This window comes from Streptomyces sp. NPDC034103 (assembly GCF_055575395.1).
This window is the reverse complement of record NZ_JBVISS010000001.1, coordinates 157052-177330: the sequence shown is the minus strand read 5'-3', so window position 1 is coordinate 177330 and position 20279 is coordinate 157052. Positions and strand designations below refer to the sequence as shown.

The window sequence follows — 20279 nt, the reverse complement described above, 5'->3', positions numbered from 1 at the left end:
CGACCATGTTCGGCAACCCACGTCCGGCCGCCGCCGGGCCGCAGGACCACCCCGTGCCACAGGGCCGCGGCCCGGCCGGGCCGCCCGCCCGGAAGCGGACGAAGGGCCGCTCCGGAGCCGCCATCGCCGGGTCGCCGGGTCGGAGTTGTGCCAGGCCGGCGGGCCCGTCGCCGCGGACCTCGACTACGATGTGCCGTTCATCCCGGTGGTGACGGTGACCTCACCGATCCGCGCCGGGATGCGCAGGCCGCTCGCCCGGTCAGCCGGGCGTGAGCGGCACGGTCCCACGACCCAGGCCGTGGACGTCGCCACGGCCGACCCCGGGACGCTGCTGCCTGGTGGGGGTCCCCCCACGGCCCCGAGACCGTAGGGGGGTGGCAGCTCACAGAGCCCTACCCGCCCGGCGCCGGCCGGAGATCACTGCTCGCGCAGCGGTATCGACACGTACGACGGGTCGTTCGCCGGCGAGGAGAAGGTCAGCCGCGCGCCGGACGGGTTGTGCTCGATGTAGAGCGGGTCGACCGTGTCGACGACCAGAGCCAGCCGGTGCCCTGCCGGGACGTCGTAGGCCGTGGAGTACAGCTCCAGGTCGACGCCGAACGGCTTGCCGGGCGTCCGCCCGTGGAAGGTGTACGGCGCGTTGCTGACCAGCTTCCCGAGTCCGAGCGGCCCCACGTCGTACAGGTAGGCGACGAGGGTGCCGCTCTCCTTGGTCGGGGTGAGGGTGGTGTGCACCGTGGCGGTGCCGCGCACCTGTTGGGCCGTGGCGTACTTCCCGGACTGCCATACGGCGGCCCAGGCGCGGGGGAGCAGCGGGATCGAGGCGATCGGCGGCAGCTGGGCGATCTGGTCGAGGATGCTGGACAGGAAGACGACACCGCCGTTGGCGCCCGAGTCGACGTTGGTGTGGATCGTGGTGGTGCCGGCGAGGTCGAGCTTTCTCGTGGTCGCGCCCACCGACTTCCAGTCCGGGTAGCCCTCGTAGGCGCCCCCGGAGCGGGACTTGAGCTGGACGGGCAGTTCGCGGTTGATGCCGTTGTCCTCGCCCTTGAGGTAGTGGTCGAACCAGCGCTCGGTGTCGGTCCAGACGTCGTTGGGCAGGCCCAGCAGTCCGGTGAGCTCGGCGGTGGCGTGGTCGCCGGGGCGGAACTCCAGTCTCTTCGGGCCGGTCAGCTTCTCGTAGAAGTCGGCGTACTGGTTGGGCGCGAAGACCGAGTCGCCCCAGGCGTTGGCCATCATGACCGCGGCGCCGTTCTGGTTGATCTGGTCCAGATAGGTATCGGCTGAACGTTTCTTCCCCCAGTTGATCATGTCCTGTTCCTTGGACAGGTCGGAGGCGTAGAAGTGGTCGAAGATCGACCGGAGTTCGGCGCTCTGGCGCCCGGTGACGACGCTCGCGCCGTCCAGCAGGGCCGAGGCCTGGACGTGCTGGGTGCGGCCGGAGTAGATCGAGTCGATCAGGTCCGCCCAGCCACTGAGGGCGGCGACCGCCTTGACGCGCTTGTCGTGGGCGGCAGTGAGCAGGCTGATGCCGGCGCCGTAGGAGACGCCCGCCATGCCGACCTTGCGCGCGTCGGAGGGGGTGTTGGCGAGGGCCCAGTCGATGACCTTGCGGGCGTCGGCTATGTCGGGCGGGCCCGCCACCTCTATCTCCCCGCCGGACTGCCAGAAGCCGCGCACGTTGTAACTGAGCACCACATAGCCGGAGTTCGCGAGTCTCTGGGCCTGCGCGAGATACTCGACCTGGGGCAGGCCCCAGCTGGTGGGCAGCACGAGCAGGGGGTAGGCGCGGCTGCCGTCGGAGCCGGCCGGAGTGATGACATTGGCCTTCAGGACGGTGCCGCCCTCGCCGGAGATGTCGACGAACCGGACGGTGTCCGTGGCGGCCTGTGCGGCGGGGGCCGCCCCGAGGACGCCACCGGCGATCAGCGTCGCGGACACGGCGCCCACGGCGGTGGTGCGCAGGGCCTTGCGAGGATGCCCACCCGCCGCCCGCCACCACCCTGTTCGACGGTGCTCCGCGCCCCTGGGATCCATCGGTCACTCCCTCGCTCGTGTCAGTGCAAAGTGACCAGACGGTAACCTCGCACCTTTACCGGGGGTAACCCGTCGGTAAGTTACGTGGGAGTAACGATTGGTGGTATGTGAACGAAGTCAGGAGGCGCGGTGGGAGTTGCGGGGAGCCGCGGGGGTGGGCAGGGGTGCCTGGGCCGCCCGGGTCACGTCCGCGACCAACTCGGCCACGTCCGGGCCGTACGCCTGGGAGTTGACCACCTTCAGCAGCAGGACGAACGCGTTGTCGCCGTACTTGCGGGCCAACCGCTCGTGGTTGCGGGCGAGATAGCGGGTGGCAGCCTGGTTGGTGATCGCGGTCTGGCCGCAGAACAGGAAGACCGGCCGGTCCTGGCCGGGCATTCCGGCGGTGAGCCGGGCCAGCAGCACGTGTTCGGACAGACCCTTCTCCATCCGGTAGCGCTCGCTGCCGATCTGGAACGCCAGCCGGTCCGGGCCCGGTTCGGGGTCGGTGTTGACCCGCACCCCGGGCAGCATGGCCTGCATGTGCGCGGCCATGCGCCGATTCGACCCGGGGCCGCCGACACAGAACTCCGTGCGCTCCCCGAAGCCCTGCCGGGCCGCGTCCTGGGCGACCACCTCGGCGTGCGCGCCGCAGTCCTTGATGAGGGCGGACAGCTCGAGCAGCGCGAAGACGTCGTAGCGGTGCACGGAGAGGTCGGGGCCGCCCGCGTCACGGTTGACGACGAGCAGCGACTCCGAGTTGTCGGGCAGCCCGAAGAAGGCCTGCTTGCGCCGCAGTTTGCGCTTCCACAGGTAGGTGCGGGCCACCCAGCCGAGTGCGGCGCTGATGCCGGCCGCCACCACGCCCAGGACGATGTTGCGCACGTCGTCGTTCATGGGCGCGCATGCTAGCGGGCCGACACGGTTGGTACGTACCGGTGTTCGAAGTGTGGCGTTCTCATGGCAGGTGCCCGGAAGGGGACTGTCGGGCCCCCGGTGTTCTGGTTACGCTGCGCGGACGGTCTCGGCCTGGAGGTACGCATGCGTCGCCCTGTCGCGCGGAAACTGTCGGTACTGGCGGTCTCGGCCGCCGTGGTGTCGGTGGGGGCGGCGCCGCCCGCCGCCCGGAGCGCCCCGGACAAGGTCCCCGTGGCCGTCGGGTACGGCGGTGCCGTCGCGAGCGTCGATGCCGATGCCTCCGCCGCCGGCATCGAGGTGCTGAGGAAGGGCGGCAACGCGGTCGACGCCGCCGTCGCCACGGCAGCCGCCCTCGGCGTCACCGAGCCCTACTCCTCCGGGATCGGCGGAGGCGGCTACTTCGTCTACTACGACGCCACATCGCGCAAGGTGCACACCATCGACGGACGCGAGACGGCCCCGCTGACCGCCGGCCCCGACCTGTTCGTCGAGAACGGCAAAGCCCTCCCCTTCGCCGACGCCGTCAGCAGCGGGCTCGCCGTCGGGACGCCGGGCACGCCCGCCACCTGGGCGACGGCGCTGGGCAAGTGGGGCAGCAAGCGGCTCGGCACGGTCCTGAAGCCCGCCGAGCGGATCGCGCGCGACGGGTTCACCGTCGACGACACCTTCCGCGCCCAGACCGCGCTCAACGAGACCCGGTTCCGCTACTTCCCCGACACCGCGAAGCTGTTCCTGCCGGGCGGCGCCCTCCCTGTCGTCGGCTCCACCTTCAAGAACCCCGATCTCGCCCGCACCTACGCCGAGTTGGGCCGCAAGGGTGTCGACGCGCTCTATCACGGCCGGCTCGGCGACGAGATCGTCGACACCGTCAACGACCCGCCCGTGGACCCGGCCTCCGGCTGGAACGCCCGCCCCGGCGACCTGTCGGAGAAGGACCTCGCGGCCTACCGCGCCAAGCTCCAGGCGCCCACCAGGACGTCCTACCGCGGACTCGGCGTCTACTCCATCGCACCCTCCTCCTCCGGCGGCACGACGGTCGGTGAGGCCCTCAACATCCTGGAGAGGACCGACCTCTCCAAGGCGAGCGAGGTCCAGTACCTGCACCGCTACATCGAGGCGAGCCGGATCGCGTTCGCCGACCGCGGTCGCTGGGTCGGGGACCCCGCCTTCGAGGACGTACCGACGACGGAACTGCTGTCGCAGAAGTACGCCGACTCCCGTGCCTGCCTCATCAAGGACGACGCGGTACTGACCAGCCCGGTCGCGCCCGGCGACCCGCGGCACCCGGCGAGCTGCGGCGCCGGGGGGACGGCGGCGCCGACGACGTACGAGGGCGAGAACACCACGCATCTGACGGTGGCGGACAAGTGGGGGAACGTCGTCTCCTACACGCTCACCATCGAGCAGACCGGCGGCAGCGGGATCACCGTGCCCGGGCGCGGGTTCATCCTCAACAACGAGCTGACCGACTTCTCCTTCGTGCCCGCCAACCCGGCCGTGCACGACCCGAACCTGCCCGGTCCCGGCAAGCGGCCGCGCTCGTCGATCTCGCCGACGATCGTGCTGGACCGGCACGGCAAGCCCGTGGTGGCGCTGGGTTCGCCCGGCGGGGCGACCATCATCACGACGGTGCTCCAGGTGCTGACGGAGTTTCTCGACCGGGGCACGCCGCTCGTGGACGCGATCGCCGCGCCGCGGGCCAGCCAGCGCAACGCCGCACAGACGGAGTTGGAACCGGCGCTCTTCAACGACACCAGCCCCGGCGGGCTGCGCGCCCGACTGGAGGCCATCGGGCACTCGTTCAAGCTGAACGCCGAGATCGGCGCGGCGACCGGTGTGCAGCGGCTGCCGGGCGGGAAGTGGCTGGCTGCCGCCGAGACCGTGCGGCGCGGGGGTGGTTCGGCGCAGGTGGTGCACGCGGCGCCGTAGTCACAACTGTGGGGCGGGCGGCTTCTCTTCGGTGTCGAAGGTGAGCCGCCCGTCCACCACGTCCACCGTCACCCGGCCGCCCTCGCCCACCCGGCCGTCGAGCAGCAGCCGGGAGAACCGGTTGTCGACCTCGCGCTGGATGGTGCGGCGCAGCGGACGGGCGCCGTACTCCGGCTGGTAGCCGCGGCGGGAGAGCCAGTCGACGGCCGCGTCGGTGAAGTCGGCGGTGACGCCCTGCGCGTGCAGCAGACGCCGGGTGCGTTCCAGCAACAGGTCGGTGATCTGCCGCAGTTGCTCCTCCGTCAGCCGGCGGAAGATGACGATCTCGTCGATGCGGTTCAGGAACTCCGGACGGAAGTGCTCGCGCAGCGGGCGCAGTACCTGTTCGCGGCGCGCCTCCTCGTCGGCCTCGGCGCCACCGGGACCGAAGCCGATCCCGGCGCCGCGGCGGCCGATCGCCTCGGAGCCGAGGTTGCTGGTCATCACCACGACCGTGTGGGTGAAGTCGACCGTGCGGCCCTGGGAGTCGGTGAGCCGGCCGTCGTCGAGGACCTGGAGCAGGATGTTGAAGACGTCCGGGTGTGCCTTCTCCACCTCGTCGAGCAGGAGCAGCGCGTACGGGTGCCTGCGGACCACCTCGGTGAGCCGGCCCGCCTCCTCGTGGCCGACGTACCCGGGCGGGGCGCCCACCAGGCGGCTGACGGTGTGCCGTTCCTGGTACTCGCTCATGTCCAGGCGGACCATGCGTTCCTCGCTGCCGAACAGGGCCTCGGCGAGGGCGCGGGCCAGTTCCGTCTTGCCGACGCCGGTCGGGCCGAGGAACAGGAAGCTGCCGATCGGGCGGTCCGGGCTGGCGAGCCCGGCGCGGGAGCGCATGACCGCCTCGGCGACCACGCTCACGGCCTCCTCCTGGCCGACGACCCGCTCGTGCAGGTGCTCCGCCAGGCGCAGCAGACGTTCCTTCTCCTCCTGGGTGAGGCTGGCGACCGGGATGCCCGTCTGACGCGAGACCACCTCGGCGATCGCCTCCGCCGTCACCTCCAGGTGCTGGCCCTCGTCGGCCTCGTCGTGCCCGGTGGCGTCGTCGATCCGCCGCTTCAGCTCCGTGATGCGGTCACGCAGGCGCAGGGCCTCCTCGTAGCCCTCGTCGGCGACCGCCTGGTCCTTGTCCCGGGTGAGCTGCTCGACCTCACGCTCCAGGGCCCGTACGTCGGTGCCCTTCGTGCGGGCGCGCAGCCGGACCCGGGCGCCGGCCTGGTCGATGAGGTCGATGGCCTTGTCGGGCAGGCGCCGCTCGGTGAGATAGCGGTCGGACAGCTCCACGGCGGCCACCAGCGCCTCGTCGGCGTAGCGGACCTGGTGGTGGGCCTCGTAGCGGTCGCTGAGCCCGCGCAGGATCTCCAGGGTGTCCGCGACGGACGGCTCGGGCACCAGGATCGGCTGGAAGCGGCGGGCCAGTGCCGCGTCCTTCTCGATCCGGCGGAACTCCTCGAGGGTGGTCGCGCCGACGATGTGCAGCTCGCCGCGGGCCAGGGCGGGTTTGAGGATGTTGCCGGCGTCCATCGATGCGGCCTCACCGCTGCCGCCCGCGCCGACGACCGTGTGCAGTTCGTCGATGAAGACGATCAACTCGTCGGAGTGGGCGCTGATCTCGCCCACGATGGAGTTGAGCCGCTCCTCGAAGTCGCCCCGGTAGCGGGTGCCCGCGACCACCCCGGTCAGGTCCAGGGCCACCACGCGCCGCCCGGTCAGCACGTCCGGCACGTCGCTCTCGGCGATCCGCTGCGCGAGGCCCTCAACGACGGCCGTCTTGCCGACGCCCGCGTCACCGATGAGCACGGGGTTGTTCTTGCCGCGCCGCGAGAGCACCTCGATGGTCTGCTCGATCTCCTCGTCGCGGCCGATCACGGGGTCGATCCGGCCCTGCCGGGCGAGTTCGGTGAGGTCGCGGCTGTACTTGTCGAGGGTCGGGGTGCCGGTGCCGGTGCCGGTGCCGCGGGGCGCCTCGGGACGGGGCTGCCCGGTGTCCGCGGGCGGCTCCGGCGGCAGGCTCGCGGGCGCGAAGTGGGCCGAGTTGAGGATGTGCCCGGCCGCCGAGTCGGGGTTGGCGGCGAGCGCGCTCAGGACGTGCTCGGGGCCGATGGACCCGTTGCCGCGGACCCGGGCCAGGTCGTGCGCGTCCAGCAGGGCACGCTTGGCGGCCGGGGTCAGGGAGAGCGAGGTCGGCGGCGGCACCTCGCCCGGCGGGTGCTGCACCGGTCCGGAGCGCTCGTCGATCTCCTCGGCCAGCTCGTCGGGGTCCGCGCCGGCCCGGCTGAGCAGCGTCCGGGTCGGCTCGGCGGACAGCGCCGCCCGCAGCAGGTGCTGGGTGTCCAGGTCCCGGCTGCCGTGCTCGGCGGCGTACTGGGCGGCGCCCCGGACCAGCTCCCGGGCGGGCTGGCTGAGCAGCCGGCCGATGTTGATCTGCCGGGGTCCGGGGCGGGGGCCGCCGAAGAAACGGGCGAGGAACTCGCCGAAGGCGTCGTAGTCTTCCGGTCCGCTGAAGCCGCTGGTCATGACCGTTCCCATCCGGCGTTCCCGCGGGGCCCGGGGGACGCCCTCGCCGATCGACGTGCCGGGGCCGGGTAACCCGAGGGGGAGCCGGTTACACCTCTGGCCCGTCCTCGCCCAGCAGACCCACCTGCGCGCGGCGGGCGCTCATCCGCCACGAGGTCCGGGACCGGCCGCAGCGGACGTTCGGCCGTGCGCAGGCCGCGTTGGCGCTCGTAGAACACGATCGCACGATCGTTGGCCCGCAGCACCTCCGGCCGGGAAGACGCCCTGGCCGGGGCACGCGACGGCCGCCCGGCCGCAGCCGCGGGGCGGCATCCGGCGGCGGAGTTCGGTGCTGAGGCGGACGGGTGGACGTTGGGGGGAGGCGGGTGCCGACGCCGTGTGGATGGTCGCAATGGACCTGGTGGTCCGAGGTGGCTTGCGGACGCTCGAACCGCCGCGCGGTTGCCGTCCTGGGGCGCGGTCAGTAGGAGCTGAGCGGGCAGGCGGGTGCCGATGCCGTGCGGGTGGTCGCCATGGACGTGGTGGTCCGAGGTGGCTTGCGGACGCGCGAACCCGCACAGTCGCCGTCCTAGTGCGCGGGCATGGGGGCATGGGGGCATGGGGCAGGTTGTCCGCCAGGCACGGTACGGCGGTTGGGGGCGGTTCCTGCGCCCGCGGAAGCCCATGCGCGCCCGGAGACTCGTGCGGCCCCGAAGCATGCGCCCCCGAAGCCCCAGCGCCCCCCAACCCCCCGCGCCCCCCTCAGTCCGCGCGGGCCGTCAGGATGCGGGGGCCGGTCTCCGTGATGGCCACCGTGTGTTCGGCGTGGGCCGCGCGGGAGCCGTCGTTGGTGCGCAGGGTCCAGCCGTCCGCGTCGGCGTGATAGCCGTCGGTGCCGCCGCCGATCACCATCGGCTCGATCGCCAGGACCATGCCGTGGCGCAGTTTCATGCCCCGGCCGGGGCGGCCCTCGTTGGGGACGCCCGGGTCCTCGTGCATGCGGCGGCCGATGCCGTGGCCGCCGAAGTCCTCCGGGATGCCGTAGCCGTCGGCACGGCACACCGTGCCGATGGCGTGCGCGATGTCGCCGATGCGGTTGCCGACGACGGCGGCCGCGATGCCGGCGGCCAGCGCGCGCTCCGCGGTGTCGATCAGGCGCAGGTCGGCCGGGCGCGGGGTGCCCACCGTGAAGCTCAGCGCCGAGTCGCCGACCCAGCCGCCGAGTTCGGCGCCGAAGTCGAGCGAGACGAGGTCACCGTCGCGCAGCCGGTAACGGGTCGGGACGCCGTGCACGATCGCGTCGTTCACGGAGGCGCACAGGACGGCCGGGAACGGGGTCGGCGCGAAGGAGGGGCGGTAGCCGAGGAAGGGGGAGGAGGCGCCCGCCTCGCGCAGCACCTCGTGTGTGACCTCGTTCAGCTCCAGCAGGGAGACGCCCACGTCGGCGGCCTTGCGCGCGGCTGTGAGGGCCCGTGCGACGACCTGTCCGGCCTCGTACATGGCGTCGATCGATGCGTCTGTCTTCAGCTCCACCATGCCAATTACTATACCGGTATTAGAATGGGGTCATGGTGCGTACCCCCTTGACCCCGGAAGAGCGCGAACGCGGCGAACGGCTCGGCCGGCTGCTGCGTGCGGCGCGCGGCGACCGCAGCATGGCCGAGATCGCGGCTCGCGCGGGCGTCTCCGCCGAGACCCTCCGCAAGATCGAGACCGGCCGGGCGCCGACGCCCGCCTTCTTCACGGTCGCCGCCCTGGCGGCAGCTCTCGGACTCTCCATGGACGACCTCGTCGTCCGGTGTGCGCTGGTGCCGGTCTGACCCCGCCCCGCCCCGTCCGGCCGGGGGCCTGACTCCGCGACGGCGCACAGCCTCGCGCCGAGCGGGAAGGGATCTTTGCGTCCGGTTCGAAAAGCCTCCGTAGCCGCGCCGTAACACAACTGGTGTTTTCTACGGACCGGAGTGCTCCGGTCTGGCGGGAGTTGAACGATGGCAGTGGATCAACTCCCAGGTCGAGTGCGGGAGTTCGCGAACTATCTGAACGGTCTGCTGGCGCGCCTGGACCAGGGCGGCGGCTGGTGCGCGGTGTTCTGGCAACGCGACCCGGACGGCATGCGGGCCTGCCTCGAAGGGCGCGAGATGCCGCCCTGGGACGTGGTGGAGGCGCTGCTGCAGGACCTGGCCACCGAGCACGGCGTGGGCGCCGTCGCCGCCGAGGCCGGACGGGCCCGCGCCCTGCACGCCGAGGCGCTGGCCGCGTTCGACGCCCGGCCCGGCGGCCGGGACGCCCTCGGCGACCGGCTCGACGTGATGCTCCGCGAACAGCGGTACGCCGCCGAACGCCAGGCCCAGTTGGGGCACGCTTTGGCCGTCGCCACCTCCGGCGAGGAGGCCGACGCCCTCCGCCTCGACCTCGCCTGGGCCCGCGACGACCATGAGCGGGCGACCGCCCGGTGCGCCGAACTCCGCAGCCGTATGCGGCAGTTGGATGACCGCTCGGTGGAGGGGCAGGCGCAGGCGATCCGACGCGGCCGCAGCGGCGGGGTGTTCCGCATCGAGAGCGCGTACGGGCCGGGCGACGCGGGTGACGCGGCTGCCGCCGAGGACACGACCGGTGTGGATGCCTCGGGCGGCGCAGGACAGGGCGACGGCTGGCCCCCGAGCGTGCCGCAGCAGCGCGACGCGCGTGCGACGGCGGAGGCGGCGGGCTGGCGTGAGGACGCGGGGCGTGGTGACTCCCGGGCGGGACACACGGGGCCCGGGGGACCCCTGGGCCCTGGGGGAGTCGCGGCGGCCGGGGAGCCGACGGGACCGGCCGGAGCGGCGGAAGGGGCGGGGTGGGCAGGACCGGCAGGAACGGCAGGACCGGTGCGTGCCGACGTCCCCGAATGGGCCGTGACGCGCGGGCCCGACCCCGCCGACGAGGCAGGCCCCCAGAACCCCGCCGCCGTCCCGGCACCCAGCCCCGTTGCCGCCCCCGATCCCACCCCCAAGCAGCGCAAGCGTCGCCGCGGCAGTGCCCGCTTCGCCGGTGGCGCCGCGCAGGAGGCCGCCCCCGACGTCGTACCGCCCGCCGTCATGCCCACGCTGCCCGCGCCCGCCCCCCGGACCCGCCGTACCCCGCGCGGTGCCCGGTTCGCCGGGGCCGCCGAGCCGGTCGAGGCGCGGCCCCAGCCGCGGGCCGAACCGGTGGACGCGGTGGCCGGGCAGGAGGTCGTACGAGCCGTCGAGACGCTGGTGCGGCTGCGCGCGCAGGGGCGCAGCGGGGAGGCGCACGCGCTGCTCGTCGAGGCCGCCCACTGGCCCGCCGCCCGCTTCCCGCTGCTCGCCGGTGAGCTCCAGCGCGCGGGGCTCGGGCACGACTGGGCCACCCTGCTCTGGGAGGCCGCCTCGCTGCCCGCCGAGCGGCTGGTCGCGGCGGCGGATGCGCTGGTCGAGGCCGGGCGCGGCACCGACGGGGATCAGATCCTGCGCCAGGGTGTCGCCCGGCCCGCCGAGGAGATCGGCGCCGCCGTCATGGCCCTGGCCGCCGCGGACCGCCACCGCGAGGTGCGCGCGCTGCTCGACGCCTACGTCCGGGTCCGCACCCCCGAGGAGGCCGCCCGCAGCGCCGCCTGTGGTCCGGGGACGCTCGTACCGCTGCTGCTGGAGGCGGCCCGGGGCGTTTCGGAGGAGCGTCACTGGGATCTCGTCCACGCCCTCAGGGTCGCCGGATTCAGCGCCTGAGCCGCCCGAACCGCTGTGCCGATAGATCTCTCAGCGGCCCGGCCGCTCACCCACGAGAGTGTGAAACGTGATCGACTCAGCGGGTTAACGACGATGGTCTTGGCAAGGCCGCCGGGGAGGCTTACTTTCGACCCTCTACGACCTGCGTCTACGGGCGTAGAGGCTCTGAGGTCCCGTCGAAGGAGCAGCTCATGGCCAACGTCGTACGTGCCGCCCTGGTCCAGGCCACCTGGACCGGCGACACCGAGTCCATGGTGGCGAAACACGAGGAGCACGCCCGGGAGGCGGCCCGGCAGGGCGCGAAGATCATCGGGTTCCAGGAAGTGTTCAACGCCCCCTACTTCTGCCAGGTCCAGGACCCGGAGCACTACCGCTGGGCCGAGCCGGTGCCCGACGGGCCGACCGTGGTCCGTATGCAGCAGCTCGCCCGTGACACCGGCATGGTGATCATCGTGCCGGTCTTCGAGGTCGAGCAGTCCGGGTTCTACTACAACACCGCCGCCGTGATCGACGCCGACGGCACCTTCCTCGGCAAGTACCGCAAGCACCACATCCCCCAGGTCAAGGGGTTCTGGGAGAAGTACTACTTCAAGCCGGGCAACATCGGCTGGCCGGTCTTCGACACGGCCGTGGGCAAGGTCGGCGTCTACATCTGCTACGACCGCCACTTCCCGGAGGGCTGGCGGCAACTCGGCCTCAACGGAGCCCAGTTGGTCTACAACCCCTCCGCCACCCACCGCGGGCTCTCCTCCTACCTGTGGCGCCTGGAACAGCCCGCCGCGGCCGTCGCCAACGAGTACTTCGTCGCCGCGATCAACCGGGTCGGCGTCGAGGAGCTGGGCGACAACGACTTCTACGGAACCTCGTACTTCGTCGACCCGCGGGGCCAGTTCGTCGGGGACACCGCCAGCGACAAGGACGAGGAACTCGTCGTCAGGGACCTCGACTTCGACCTCATCGACGAGGTACGGCAGCAGTGGGCCTTCTACCGCGACCGCAGGCCCGACGCCTACGAAGGGCTGGTGCAGCCGTGACCGACAAGGACCTGCTGGGCCGCCACCGCGTCGTCCTGCCCGACTGGCTCGCCCTCTACTACCAGGACCCGCTGGAGATCACGCACGGGGAGGGCCGGTACGTCTGGGACGCGGCGGGCACCAGGTACCTCGACTTCTTCGGCGGCATCCTCACCACGATGACCGCGCACGCGCTGCCCGAGGTCACCAAGGCGGTGAGCGAGCAGGCCGGGCGGATCATCCACTCGTCGACCCTGTACCTGAACCGTCCGATGGTCGAACTCGCCGAGCGCGTCGCCCAGTTGTCCGGCATCCCGGACGCCCGTGTCTTCTTCACCACCTCCGGCACCGAGGCCAACGACACCGCCCTGATGCTGGCGACGACGTACCGCCGCAGCAACACGATCCTGGCGATGCGCAACAGCTACCACGGCCGCTCCTTCAGCGCGGTCGGCATCACCGGCAACCGCGGCTGGTCGCCGACCTCGCTGTCGCCGTTGCAGACGCTCTACGTCCACGGCGGTGTGCGGACGCGCGGCCCGTACGCCTCCCTCGGCGACGACGAGTTCATCGCGGCCTGCGTCGACGACCTCAAGGACCTGCTCGGCCACACCCGGCCGCCCGCGGCCCTGATCGCCGAACCCGTCCAGGGTGTCGGCGGCTTCACCTCGCCCCCGGACGGTCTGTACGCGGCCTTCCGTGAGGTGCTCGCCGAGCGCGGCATCCTGTGGATCGCCGACGAGGTGCAGACCGGCTGGGGCCGCACCGGCGACCACTTCTGGGGCTGGCAGGCGCACGGCCAGTCGGGTCCGCCGGACATCCTCACCTTCGCCAAGGGCATCGGCAACGGCATGTCCATCGGCGGGGTCGTCGCCCGCGCCGAGATCATGAACTGCCTGGACGCCAACAGCATCTCGACCTTCGGTGGCACCCAGGTCACCATGGCGGCCGGCCTCGCCAACCTGGCGTACCTGCTGGAGCACGACCTCCAGGGCAACGCCCGGCGGGTCGGCGGGCTCCTCATCGAGCGGCTGAGGGCGGTCGCCGCGCAGGTTCCCGGCGTACGGGAGGTGCGTGGACGCGGGCTCATGATCGGCGTCGAGCTGACCAGGCCCGGCACCGACCAGGCCGACCCGGACGCGGCGTCCGCGGTGCTGGAGGCGGCCCGTGAGGGCGGGCTGCTGCTCGGCAAGGGTGGCGGCCACGACACCAGCGCCCTGCGCATCGCACCACCCCTGTCCCTCACCGTCGCGGAGGCCGAGGAGGGCGCCGCGATCCTCGAGAACGCTCTGAGGAGCATCCGGTAGCAGCACCCTGACCAAGGGAACGACCGCCATGACCACCACCTTGGACCACCTGGAACCGGCCCTGTCCGTCCGCCAGGTCCTGACCCTGGAACGGGTGCTCGCCGGGGAGCCCGAGGTGGTGGCCGGAGCGGCCCAGCTCGACCGTGCCGTGCGCTGGGTGCACGTCGCCGAGGCACCCGACGTCGGCGTCATGCTCACCGGCGGGGAGATGGTCCTCACCACCGGGGTGCTGCTCGCCGGCGACGAGGCGGCGCAGGCCGAGTACATCCAGTCCCTGCACCGGGCGGAGGCGGCCGCCGTCGTCCTGGGCCTCGGGCGGGCGTTCCCGGCCCCGCCGGACGTGATGCGCCGGGCGGCCGAGCGGTGCGGGCTGCCCATGGTCGTCCTGCACCGCCCGTTCCCCTTCGCGGAGTTGACGGAGGAGGTCCAATCCCGGCTCGTACGGCGGAAGTTCGCCGCCGTCAGCCTCTCCGAGGCCGTACGCACCACCCTCACCGGCCTCATCACCGCGGGCGCCCCGCTGCAACGGCTGCTCGACGAGGTCGCCCAGCACAGCGCCTGTCCGGTCGTCGTCACCAACCTCGCCCACCGCGTCCTCGCCACGGCGGGGGAGCGGCCGGCCGTGGACGACGTGCTGCGGGACTGGGAGCGCATCGCCCGGCAGGCCGGCGGCAGCGAGGGCGACGGCTGGATCCGCGCCGAGCTGGGCGGGCGCGGAGAGCGGTGGGGGCAGATCCTGCTGTGCGGGTACCGCGGGGACACCGCCGCCGGACGGCTGCTCGCCGACCGGGCCGCCGAGGCCCTCGTCCTGCACCGCATGCTCGCCGGGAACTCCACCCACACCTGGGAGGAGCAGTCCGCGCAGAGCCTGCTGACCGACCTCGTCAGCGGGGTCGTACCGGCGCGGCAGCTGCTGCCGAGGGCGCGGGCCGCAGGACTGCCGGTGAACCGGCGGACGTTCGTGCCGCTGGTCGTACGGGACGCCGATCCCGCCGAACTCGACCGCGTGCTCAGGCTGTTGGGCCTGCCGGGCCTGGTCGCCGAGCTGGCCGACGGGACGGTGGCGGTGCTCCTCAGTCTTGCCCGGGACCAGGACGCCGCCGTGCTCACGGCCAACTTCGCGGCCCGGCTCGCCCAGACCGTGGTGGCGGCCGCGGATCCGAGGACCGCCTGGGACGACGTCCCCGCCGGTCTGCGCGAGGCCCGGCACGTCGCGGACGCCGTCGCCTCGGGCGCCCTCGACCTGCCGGCCGTGGTGCGCCTGAAGGACGTCCATCTGCGGGGCCTGGTACGGCTGTTGCGCGACGACCCGCACGTCCAGTCCTTCGCCGAGCGGGAACTGAACGGCCTGCTGCGCGGCGGCGAGGACGACCTCCTGGCCGTCCTGCGGACCTATCTCGCCACCGGCCGCAACAAGTCCCGCACCGCCCAGCTCCACCACGTATCGCGCCCCGCGCTGTACCGGCGCCTCGAAGCGATACAGACCCGGCTCGGGGTGGACCTCGACGACTTCGAACAGGCCGCCTCCGTGCACATCGCACTCCTCGCGCACGACGCGCAACAGAGCTGAAACACGCTACGACCTGGGAAAACGGCGGTGAAACATGGGCCCACGACAGGGTGACACCGTGGCACGCCGCACGCCCGCAGACGTGACAGTGTGCAACTCAAAGCCGGTTTTCGGACTTCCTAGTCTTCTCGCACACCGAGCGACCGGAGGTCCCGATGAGCAGAGTGATCCGTGCCGCCCTCTTCCAGACCGCGTGGACGGGCGACAAGGAATCGATGATCCAGGTGCACGAGCAGGCGGCCCGGGACGCGGCCGCGCAGGGTGCTCAGGTCCTGTGTTTCCAGGAGCTGTTCTACGGGCCGTATTTCTGCCAGGTCCAGGACAAGGCGTTCTACGAGTACGCCGAGGCGATCCCGGACGGGCCGATCGTCCAGCGCTTCCAGGCGCTGGCCAAGGAGTTGGGCATCGTCCTGATCCTGCCCATGTACGAGGAGGAGCAGCCGGGCGTCCTGTACAACACCGCCGCGGTGATCGACGCGGACGGCTCCTACCTCGGCAAGTACCGCAAGCACCACATTCCCCAAGTGCCGGGATTCTGGGAGAAGTTCTACTTCCGCCCCGGCAACCTGGGCTGGCCGGTCTTCGACACGGCCGTCGGCAGGATCGGCGTCTACATCTGCTACGACCGCCACTTCCCGGAGGGCTGGCGGGCGTTGGGGCTAGAGGGCGCCGAGATCGTCTTCAACCCGTCGGCCACCTCGCGCGGTCTGTCGGCCTACCTGTGGCAACTGGAGCAGCCCGCGGCGGCTGTCGCCAACGAGTACTTCGTCGGCGCGATCAACCGGGTCGGCGTCGAGGAGCTGGGCGACAACGACTTCTACGGGACGACGTACTTCGTCGACCCCGAGGCCCAGTTCGTGGGCGAGGTGGCCTCCGACAAGGAGACCGAACTCGTCGTCCGCGACCTGGACCTGGCCAAGCTGCGGGAGGTCCGCGACCGCTGGCAGTTCTACCGCGACCGCCGTCCGGACGCGTACGAGCCGCTGACGGCTCCCTGAGGGGGCGACCGGCACCCCCGCGCCCCCTCAGGGCGCGGGGGAGACCGCGTGACCAGCAATCGACGACCGGCACCTTTCCGACAACCGATTGGAGCGTGAACCCATGGTCGGCCGGACCCTCATCCGCGGCGGTCTCGTCATCACCGCGTCCGACGAGATCCACGCAGACGTGCTGATCGAGGACGGCCGGATCGCCGCCCTCGCCGTGCCCGGTACCCAGAGCTGGACCGCGGACCGCACGATCGACGCCACGGGGAAGTACGTCATCCCCGGCGGTGTCGACGCCCACACCCACATGGAGCTGCCCTTCGGCGGCACCTTCGCCTCCGACACCTTCGAGACCGGCACCCGGGCCGCCGCCTGGGGCGGTACGACGACCATCATCGACTTCGCCGTGCAGAGCGTGGGCCACTCCCTGCGCGAGGGCCTGGACGCCTGGCACGCCAAGGCCGAGGGCAACTGCGCGATCGACTACGGCTTCCACATGATCGTCTCCGATGTGAACCAGGAGACGCTCAAGGAGATGGACCTGCTGGTGGAGGAAGGGGTCACCTCCTTCAAGCAGTTCATGGCCTACCCCGGCGTCTTCTACTCCGACGACGGCCAGATCCTGCGCGCCATGCAGCGCTCCGCCGAGAACGGCGGCCTGATCATGATGCACGCCGAGAACGGCATCGCGATCGACGTGCTCGTCGAACAGGCGCTGGCCCGCGGCGAGACCGATCCGCGCTACCACGGCGAGGTGCGCAAGGCCCTGCTGGAGGCCGAGGCCACCCACCGCGCCATCAAGCTCGCGCAGGTCGCGGGGGCGCCTCTCTACGTCGTGCACGTCTCGGCCATGGAGGCGGTGGCCGAACTGGCGCGAGCGCGCGACGAGGGGCTCAACGTCTTCGGCGAGACCTGCCCGCAGTACCTGTTCCTGTCGACCGACAACCTCGCCGAACCCGACTTCGAGGGCGCGAAGTACGTGTGCAGCACACCTCTGCGGCCTCGCGAGCACCAGGCCAAGCTGTGGCAGGGCCTGAGGACCAACGACCTCCAGGTCGTCTCCACCGACCACTGCCCCTTCTGCTTCGTCGGCCAGAAGGAACTCGGCCGCGGCGACTTCTCCAAGATCCCCAACGGCCTCCCCGGCGTGGAGAACCGCATGGACCTGCTCCACCAGGCCGTCGTCGACGGGCACATCACGCGCCGCCGCTGGATCGAGATCGCCTGCGCCACCCCGGCCCGCATGTTCGGCATGTACCCGAAGAAGGGCACCATCGCCCCCGGCGCCGACGCCGACGTCGTCATCTACGACCCGCACGCCGAGCAGGTCGTCTCCGCCGAGACGCACCACATGAACGTCGACTACTCGGCGTACGAGGGCAAGCGCCTCACGGGCCGGGTCGAGACAGTCCTCTCGCGCGGCGAACTCGTCATCACCGAGCGGGAGTACACCGGGCACGCCGGACACGGCACGTACACCCCGCGCTCCACCTGTCAGTACCTCAACTAGGAGTGGCGCCCATGGACTTCGGACTCGTCCTGCAGACCGACCCGCCGGCCTCGAAGGTCGTCAGCCTGATGAAGCGGGCCGAGCGCAACGGCTTCACGTACGGCTGGACCTTCGACTCCGCCGTGCTCTGGCAGGAGCCGTTCGTGATCTACAGTCAGATCCTCGCGAACACCACCAGGTTGACGGTCGGGCCGATGGTCACCAACCCGGGCACCCGCACCTGGGAGGTCACCGCCTCCACCTTCGCCACCCTCAACGACATGTTCGGCAACCGCACGGTGTGCGGCATCGGCCGCGGCGACTCCGCGATGCGCGTCGCGGGCCGCACCCCGAACACACTGGCCCGGATCAGCGAGGCCATGAAGGTCATCCGGGCGCTCGGCTCGGGCCAGGAGGCCGATCTCGGCGGCACGGTGGTCAGGTTCCCGTGGATCAAGGAGGACGCCCGACTTCCCGTATGGATGGCGGCGTACGGCCCGAAGGCGCTGAAGATGACCGGTGAGGAGGCCGACGGGTTCATCCTCCAGCTGGCCGACCTGTACCTCACCGAGTACATGGTGAAGGCGGTCAAGGACGCGGCCGTCGCCGCCGGACGCTCGGCGGACGACGTCAAGATCTGCGTCGCCGCCCCCGCCTACGTCACCGAGGACGACTCGCCCGAGGCGCTGGCCCACGCACGCGAGCAGTGCCGTTGGTTCGGCGGCATGGTCGGCAACCACGTGGCCGACCTGGTCTCCAAGTACGGCTCCGGCGGCGGCGTGGTCCCGCAGGAACTCACCGAGTACATCAAGGCCCGCGAGGGCTACGACTACTCCCACCACGGCCGCGCCGACAACCCCGACACCGCCTTCGTGCCCGACGAGATCGTCGACCGGTTCTGTGTCATCGGCCCCGTCGAGAAGCACATCGAGAAGCTCAACGCCCTGCGCGAGCTGGGCGTGGACCAGTTCGCCGTCTACGACATGCACGACGCGCAGGAGGCCGTCATCGACGCCTACGGCACCAAGGTGATCCCCGCCGTCAACTCCTGAACCCCGTCAGCCCGTTCCCCACGCCCGGTCAACCCGTCCACCAGACCCCCCACACCTTGTCCCCCCTTCCCGCCGTCCCGGGGAGGGGTGGCGGAGCCGGGGCACCTGCCCGTCCCGGCTCCGCCCAAGGCCCCCGCACGGCCTTTCCCGTCCCGCTCTGATCGATTGGCCTGCCCATGACCGACACAGTCCCCACGGGGTCGCCCATATCCCAGTACGCCGGCCCCGACGGCCGGATCGAACTCACCCCCGGCGCCTACCCCGCCGACAGCCCCTTCGCCAACGAGGACCTGCGGCCCGTACCGGTCTCCGAGCGCAAGTGGACGACGTACAACTTCGCGGCCCTGTGGATCTCCATGGCCCACTGCATCCCCAGCTGGACCCTGGCCTCCGGCCTGGTCGCGCTCGGCATGGACTGGAAGCAGGCCGTCTTCACCATCGCCCTGGCCAACGTCATCGTGCTGCTGCCGATGCTCGCCACCGGGCACGCCGGGCCCAAGTACGGCATCCCCTTCCCGGTCCTCGCCCGTGCCTCGTTCGGACTGCGCGGCGCCAACATCCCGGCGCTGATCCGGGCGGCCGTGGCATGCGGCTGGTTCGGCATCCAGACCTGGATCGGCGGCAGCGGCATCTTCGCGCTGGGCTCCAAACTCACCGGCGGGCACTGGGAGAACGCGGGGAAGATCGCCGGGAACCCGTGGCCGCTGTGGCTGTGCTTCCTGCTCTTCTGGGCGGTGCAGATCGCCATCATCTACCGCGGCATGGACTTCCTGCGGCACTTCGAGAACTGGGCCGCGCCGTTCGTCATCGTCGGTGCGCTCGTGCTGCTGATCTGGATCGCCGTCAAGGCGGACGGCTTCGGCGCCCTGCTCGACCAGCCCTCCAAGCTCGGCTGGGGCCCGGACTTCTGGCCGGTCTTCTTCCCGTCGCTGATGGGCATGATCGGTTTCTGGGCCACGCTGTCGCTCAACATCCCCGACTTCACCCGCTTCGGCGCCAGCCAGAAGGCGCAGACCTGGGGGCAGACCCTGGGACTCCCCACGACGATGACGCTGTTCGCGGTCCTCGCCGTGCTGGTCACCTCCGGCTCCGAGGTCGTCTACGGCACCGCCATCTGGGACCCGGTGGAGCTCGCCGCCAAGACGGACAACGCCTTCGGGCTGCTCTTCGCCCTGGTCATCGTCCTGGTCGCGACCGTCTCCGTGAACATCGCGGCGAACGTCGTCTCACCGGCGTACGACCTGGCGAACCTGGCGCCGAAGCTCATCAACTTCCGTACGGGCGCGCTGATCACGGGTGTCGTCGGCATCCTGATCTTCCCGTGGAAGCTGATCTCCACGCCCGAGTTCTACATCTTCACCTGGCTCGGCGTGGTCGGGGGTCTGCTCGGCACGGTGGCGGGCATCCTCATCGCCGACTACTGGATCGTGCGGCGGACGGTGTTGCACCTGGCGGACCTGTACACGCCCGGCGGCCGCTACTGGTACACCAACGGCTGGAACTGGCGGGCGATCGCGGCCTTCGTGGTCGGCGGTGTGCTCGCGGTCGGCGGATCGTACTCGGCCGTCGGCGCGGACGGGACCAAGTCGGGGCCGTTCCCGACGGACGGACTCATCCCGTTCCTCAAGCCGTTGGCCGACTACGGCTGGGCCGTGGGCCTGGGCACCTCGATGCTGCTCTACGTCGCGCTGATGCTGCCGAAGGGCCGCGAGCAGGAGGGCGTCAAGGTCTGACCCGCG

Annotated in this window: 14 protein-coding genes; 10 read left to right on the top strand and 4 right to left on the bottom strand. The window is 71.6% G+C overall.

All coding sequences use genetic code 11. The features are described from left to right. Positions 1-417: 417 nt before the first annotated feature. Both ACZ56U_RS00795 and ACZ56U_RS00790 read right to left on the bottom strand, forming a co-directional pair. Positions 418-2037 carry a CocE/NonD family hydrolase gene (locus tag ACZ56U_RS00795; protein WP_469081856.1) on the bottom strand — a complete coding sequence of 540 codons (1620 nt, stop codon included), beginning with the start codon at positions 2035-2037 and terminating at the stop codon, positions 418-420. Between the two features lie 117 nt (positions 2038-2154). Continuing rightward, positions 2155-2913 (bottom strand): hypothetical protein, encoded by a 759-nt coding sequence (locus ACZ56U_RS00790; RefSeq protein WP_469081855.1) that lies wholly within the window; start codon positions 2911-2913, stop codon positions 2155-2157. Between the two features lie 144 nt (positions 2914-3057). On the opposite strand from ACZ56U_RS00790, the gene ggt reads away from it, so the two are divergent. Continuing rightward, positions 3058-4863 carry a gamma-glutamyltransferase gene (gene ggt, locus ACZ56U_RS00785; RefSeq protein WP_469081854.1) on the top strand — a complete coding sequence of 602 codons (1806 nt, stop codon included), beginning with the start codon at positions 3058-3060 and terminating at the stop codon, positions 4861-4863. Here ggt and ACZ56U_RS00780 read toward each other — a convergent pair whose 3' ends face one another. Both ACZ56U_RS00780 and map read right to left on the bottom strand, forming a co-directional pair. Continuing rightward, the gene (locus tag ACZ56U_RS00780) at positions 4864-7419 is read right to left on the bottom strand and encodes an ATP-dependent Clp protease ATP-binding subunit (protein WP_469081853.1); all 2556 of its coding nucleotides are present in this window, start codon (positions 7417-7419) and stop codon (positions 4864-4866) included. 741 nt (positions 7420-8160) lie between these two features. Further along, on the bottom strand, positions 8161-8934 hold the full coding sequence (map, locus tag ACZ56U_RS00775; protein WP_469081852.1) for a type I methionyl aminopeptidase: 774 nt from the start codon (positions 8932-8934) through the stop codon (positions 8161-8163). 32 nt (positions 8935-8966) lie between these two features. Here map and ACZ56U_RS00770 point away from each other — a divergent pair, with 32 nt between their 5' ends. The 9 genes from ACZ56U_RS00770 (at position 8967) to ACZ56U_RS00730 (ending at position 20273) form a co-directional block, all read left to right on the top strand. After that, entirely contained in the window at positions 8967-9218 is a 252-nt protein-coding gene (locus ACZ56U_RS00770) for a helix-turn-helix domain-containing protein (RefSeq protein ID WP_469081851.1), read from the top strand. 168 nt (positions 9219-9386) lie between these two features. Continuing rightward, complete coding sequence (locus ACZ56U_RS00765; protein WP_469081850.1) at positions 9387-11123, top strand: hypothetical protein; 1737 nt, start codon at positions 9387-9389, stop codon at positions 11121-11123. Positions 11124-11314: 191 nt separating this feature from the next. Continuing rightward, a complete protein-coding gene (locus ACZ56U_RS00760) occupies positions 11315-12157 on the top strand; it encodes a nitrilase-related carbon-nitrogen hydrolase (protein WP_469081849.1) in 843 nt (280 codons plus the stop codon). Continuing rightward, positions 12154-13443 carry an aspartate aminotransferase family protein gene (locus ACZ56U_RS00755; RefSeq protein ID WP_469081848.1) on the top strand — a complete coding sequence of 430 codons (1290 nt, stop codon included), beginning with the start codon at positions 12154-12156 and terminating at the stop codon, positions 13441-13443. The genes ACZ56U_RS00760 and ACZ56U_RS00755 overlap by 4 nt, the downstream gene beginning before the upstream one ends. Positions 13444-13471: 28 nt before the next feature. Continuing rightward, entirely contained in the window at positions 13472-15013 is a 1542-nt protein-coding gene (locus ACZ56U_RS00750) for a PucR family transcriptional regulator (protein ID WP_469081847.1), read from the top strand. Between the two features lie 155 nt (positions 15014-15168). Continuing rightward, positions 15169-16011, top strand: coding sequence for a nitrilase-related carbon-nitrogen hydrolase (locus ACZ56U_RS00745; protein WP_469081846.1), 843 nt, complete (start codon positions 15169-15171; stop codon positions 16009-16011). Positions 16012-16114: 103 nt separating this feature from the next. Then, positions 16115-17509 (top strand): dihydropyrimidinase, encoded by a 1395-nt coding sequence (gene hydA / locus ACZ56U_RS00740; protein ID WP_469081845.1) that lies wholly within the window; start codon positions 16115-16117, stop codon positions 17507-17509. An 11-nt stretch (positions 17510-17520) separates the two neighbouring features. Next, positions 17521-18540, top strand: a complete 1020-nt coding sequence (locus tag ACZ56U_RS00735; protein WP_469081844.1) for a TIGR03842 family LLM class F420-dependent oxidoreductase — start codon at positions 17521-17523, stop codon at positions 18538-18540. Between the two features lie 176 nt (positions 18541-18716). Continuing rightward, positions 18717-20273, top strand: coding sequence for an NCS1 family nucleobase:cation symporter-1 (locus ACZ56U_RS00730; protein WP_469081843.1), 1557 nt, complete (start codon positions 18717-18719; stop codon positions 20271-20273). Positions 20274-20279: the final 6 nt, after the last annotated feature.

Bases quoted from the DNA above. Each gene is read 5' to 3' on its own strand.
- ACZ56U_RS00795 (WP_469081856.1), bottom strand. From the start codon at position 2,037: ATGGATCCCAGGGGCGCGGAGCACCGTCGAACAGGGTGGTGGCGGGCG.
- ACZ56U_RS00790 (WP_469081855.1), bottom strand. From the start codon at position 2,913: ATGAACGACGACGTGCGCAACATCGTCCTGGGCGTGGTGGCGGCCGGC.
- ggt (WP_469081854.1), top strand. From the start codon at position 3,058: ATGCGTCGCCCTGTCGCGCGGAAACTGTCGGTACTGGCGGTCTCGGCC.
- ACZ56U_RS00780 (WP_469081853.1), bottom strand. From the start codon at position 7,419: ATGACCAGCGGCTTCAGCGGACCGGAAGACTACGACGCCTTCGGCGAG.
- map (WP_469081852.1), bottom strand. From the start codon at position 8,934: ATGGTGGAGCTGAAGACAGACGCATCGATCGACGCCATGTACGAGGCC.
- ACZ56U_RS00770 (WP_469081851.1), top strand. From the start codon at position 8,967: ATGGTGCGTACCCCCTTGACCCCGGAAGAGCGCGAACGCGGCGAACGG.
- ACZ56U_RS00765 (WP_469081850.1), top strand. From the start codon at position 9,387: ATGGCAGTGGATCAACTCCCAGGTCGAGTGCGGGAGTTCGCGAACTAT.
- ACZ56U_RS00760 (WP_469081849.1), top strand. From the start codon at position 11,315: ATGGCCAACGTCGTACGTGCCGCCCTGGTCCAGGCCACCTGGACCGGC.
- ACZ56U_RS00750 (WP_469081847.1), top strand. From the start codon at position 13,472: ATGACCACCACCTTGGACCACCTGGAACCGGCCCTGTCCGTCCGCCAG.
- ACZ56U_RS00745 (WP_469081846.1), top strand. From the start codon at position 15,169: ATGAGCAGAGTGATCCGTGCCGCCCTCTTCCAGACCGCGTGGACGGGC.
- hydA (WP_469081845.1), top strand. From the start codon at position 16,115: ATGGTCGGCCGGACCCTCATCCGCGGCGGTCTCGTCATCACCGCGTCC.
- ACZ56U_RS00735 (WP_469081844.1), top strand. From the start codon at position 17,521: ATGGACTTCGGACTCGTCCTGCAGACCGACCCGCCGGCCTCGAAGGTC.
- ACZ56U_RS00730 (WP_469081843.1), top strand. From the start codon at position 18,717: ATGACCGACACAGTCCCCACGGGGTCGCCCATATCCCAGTACGCCGGC.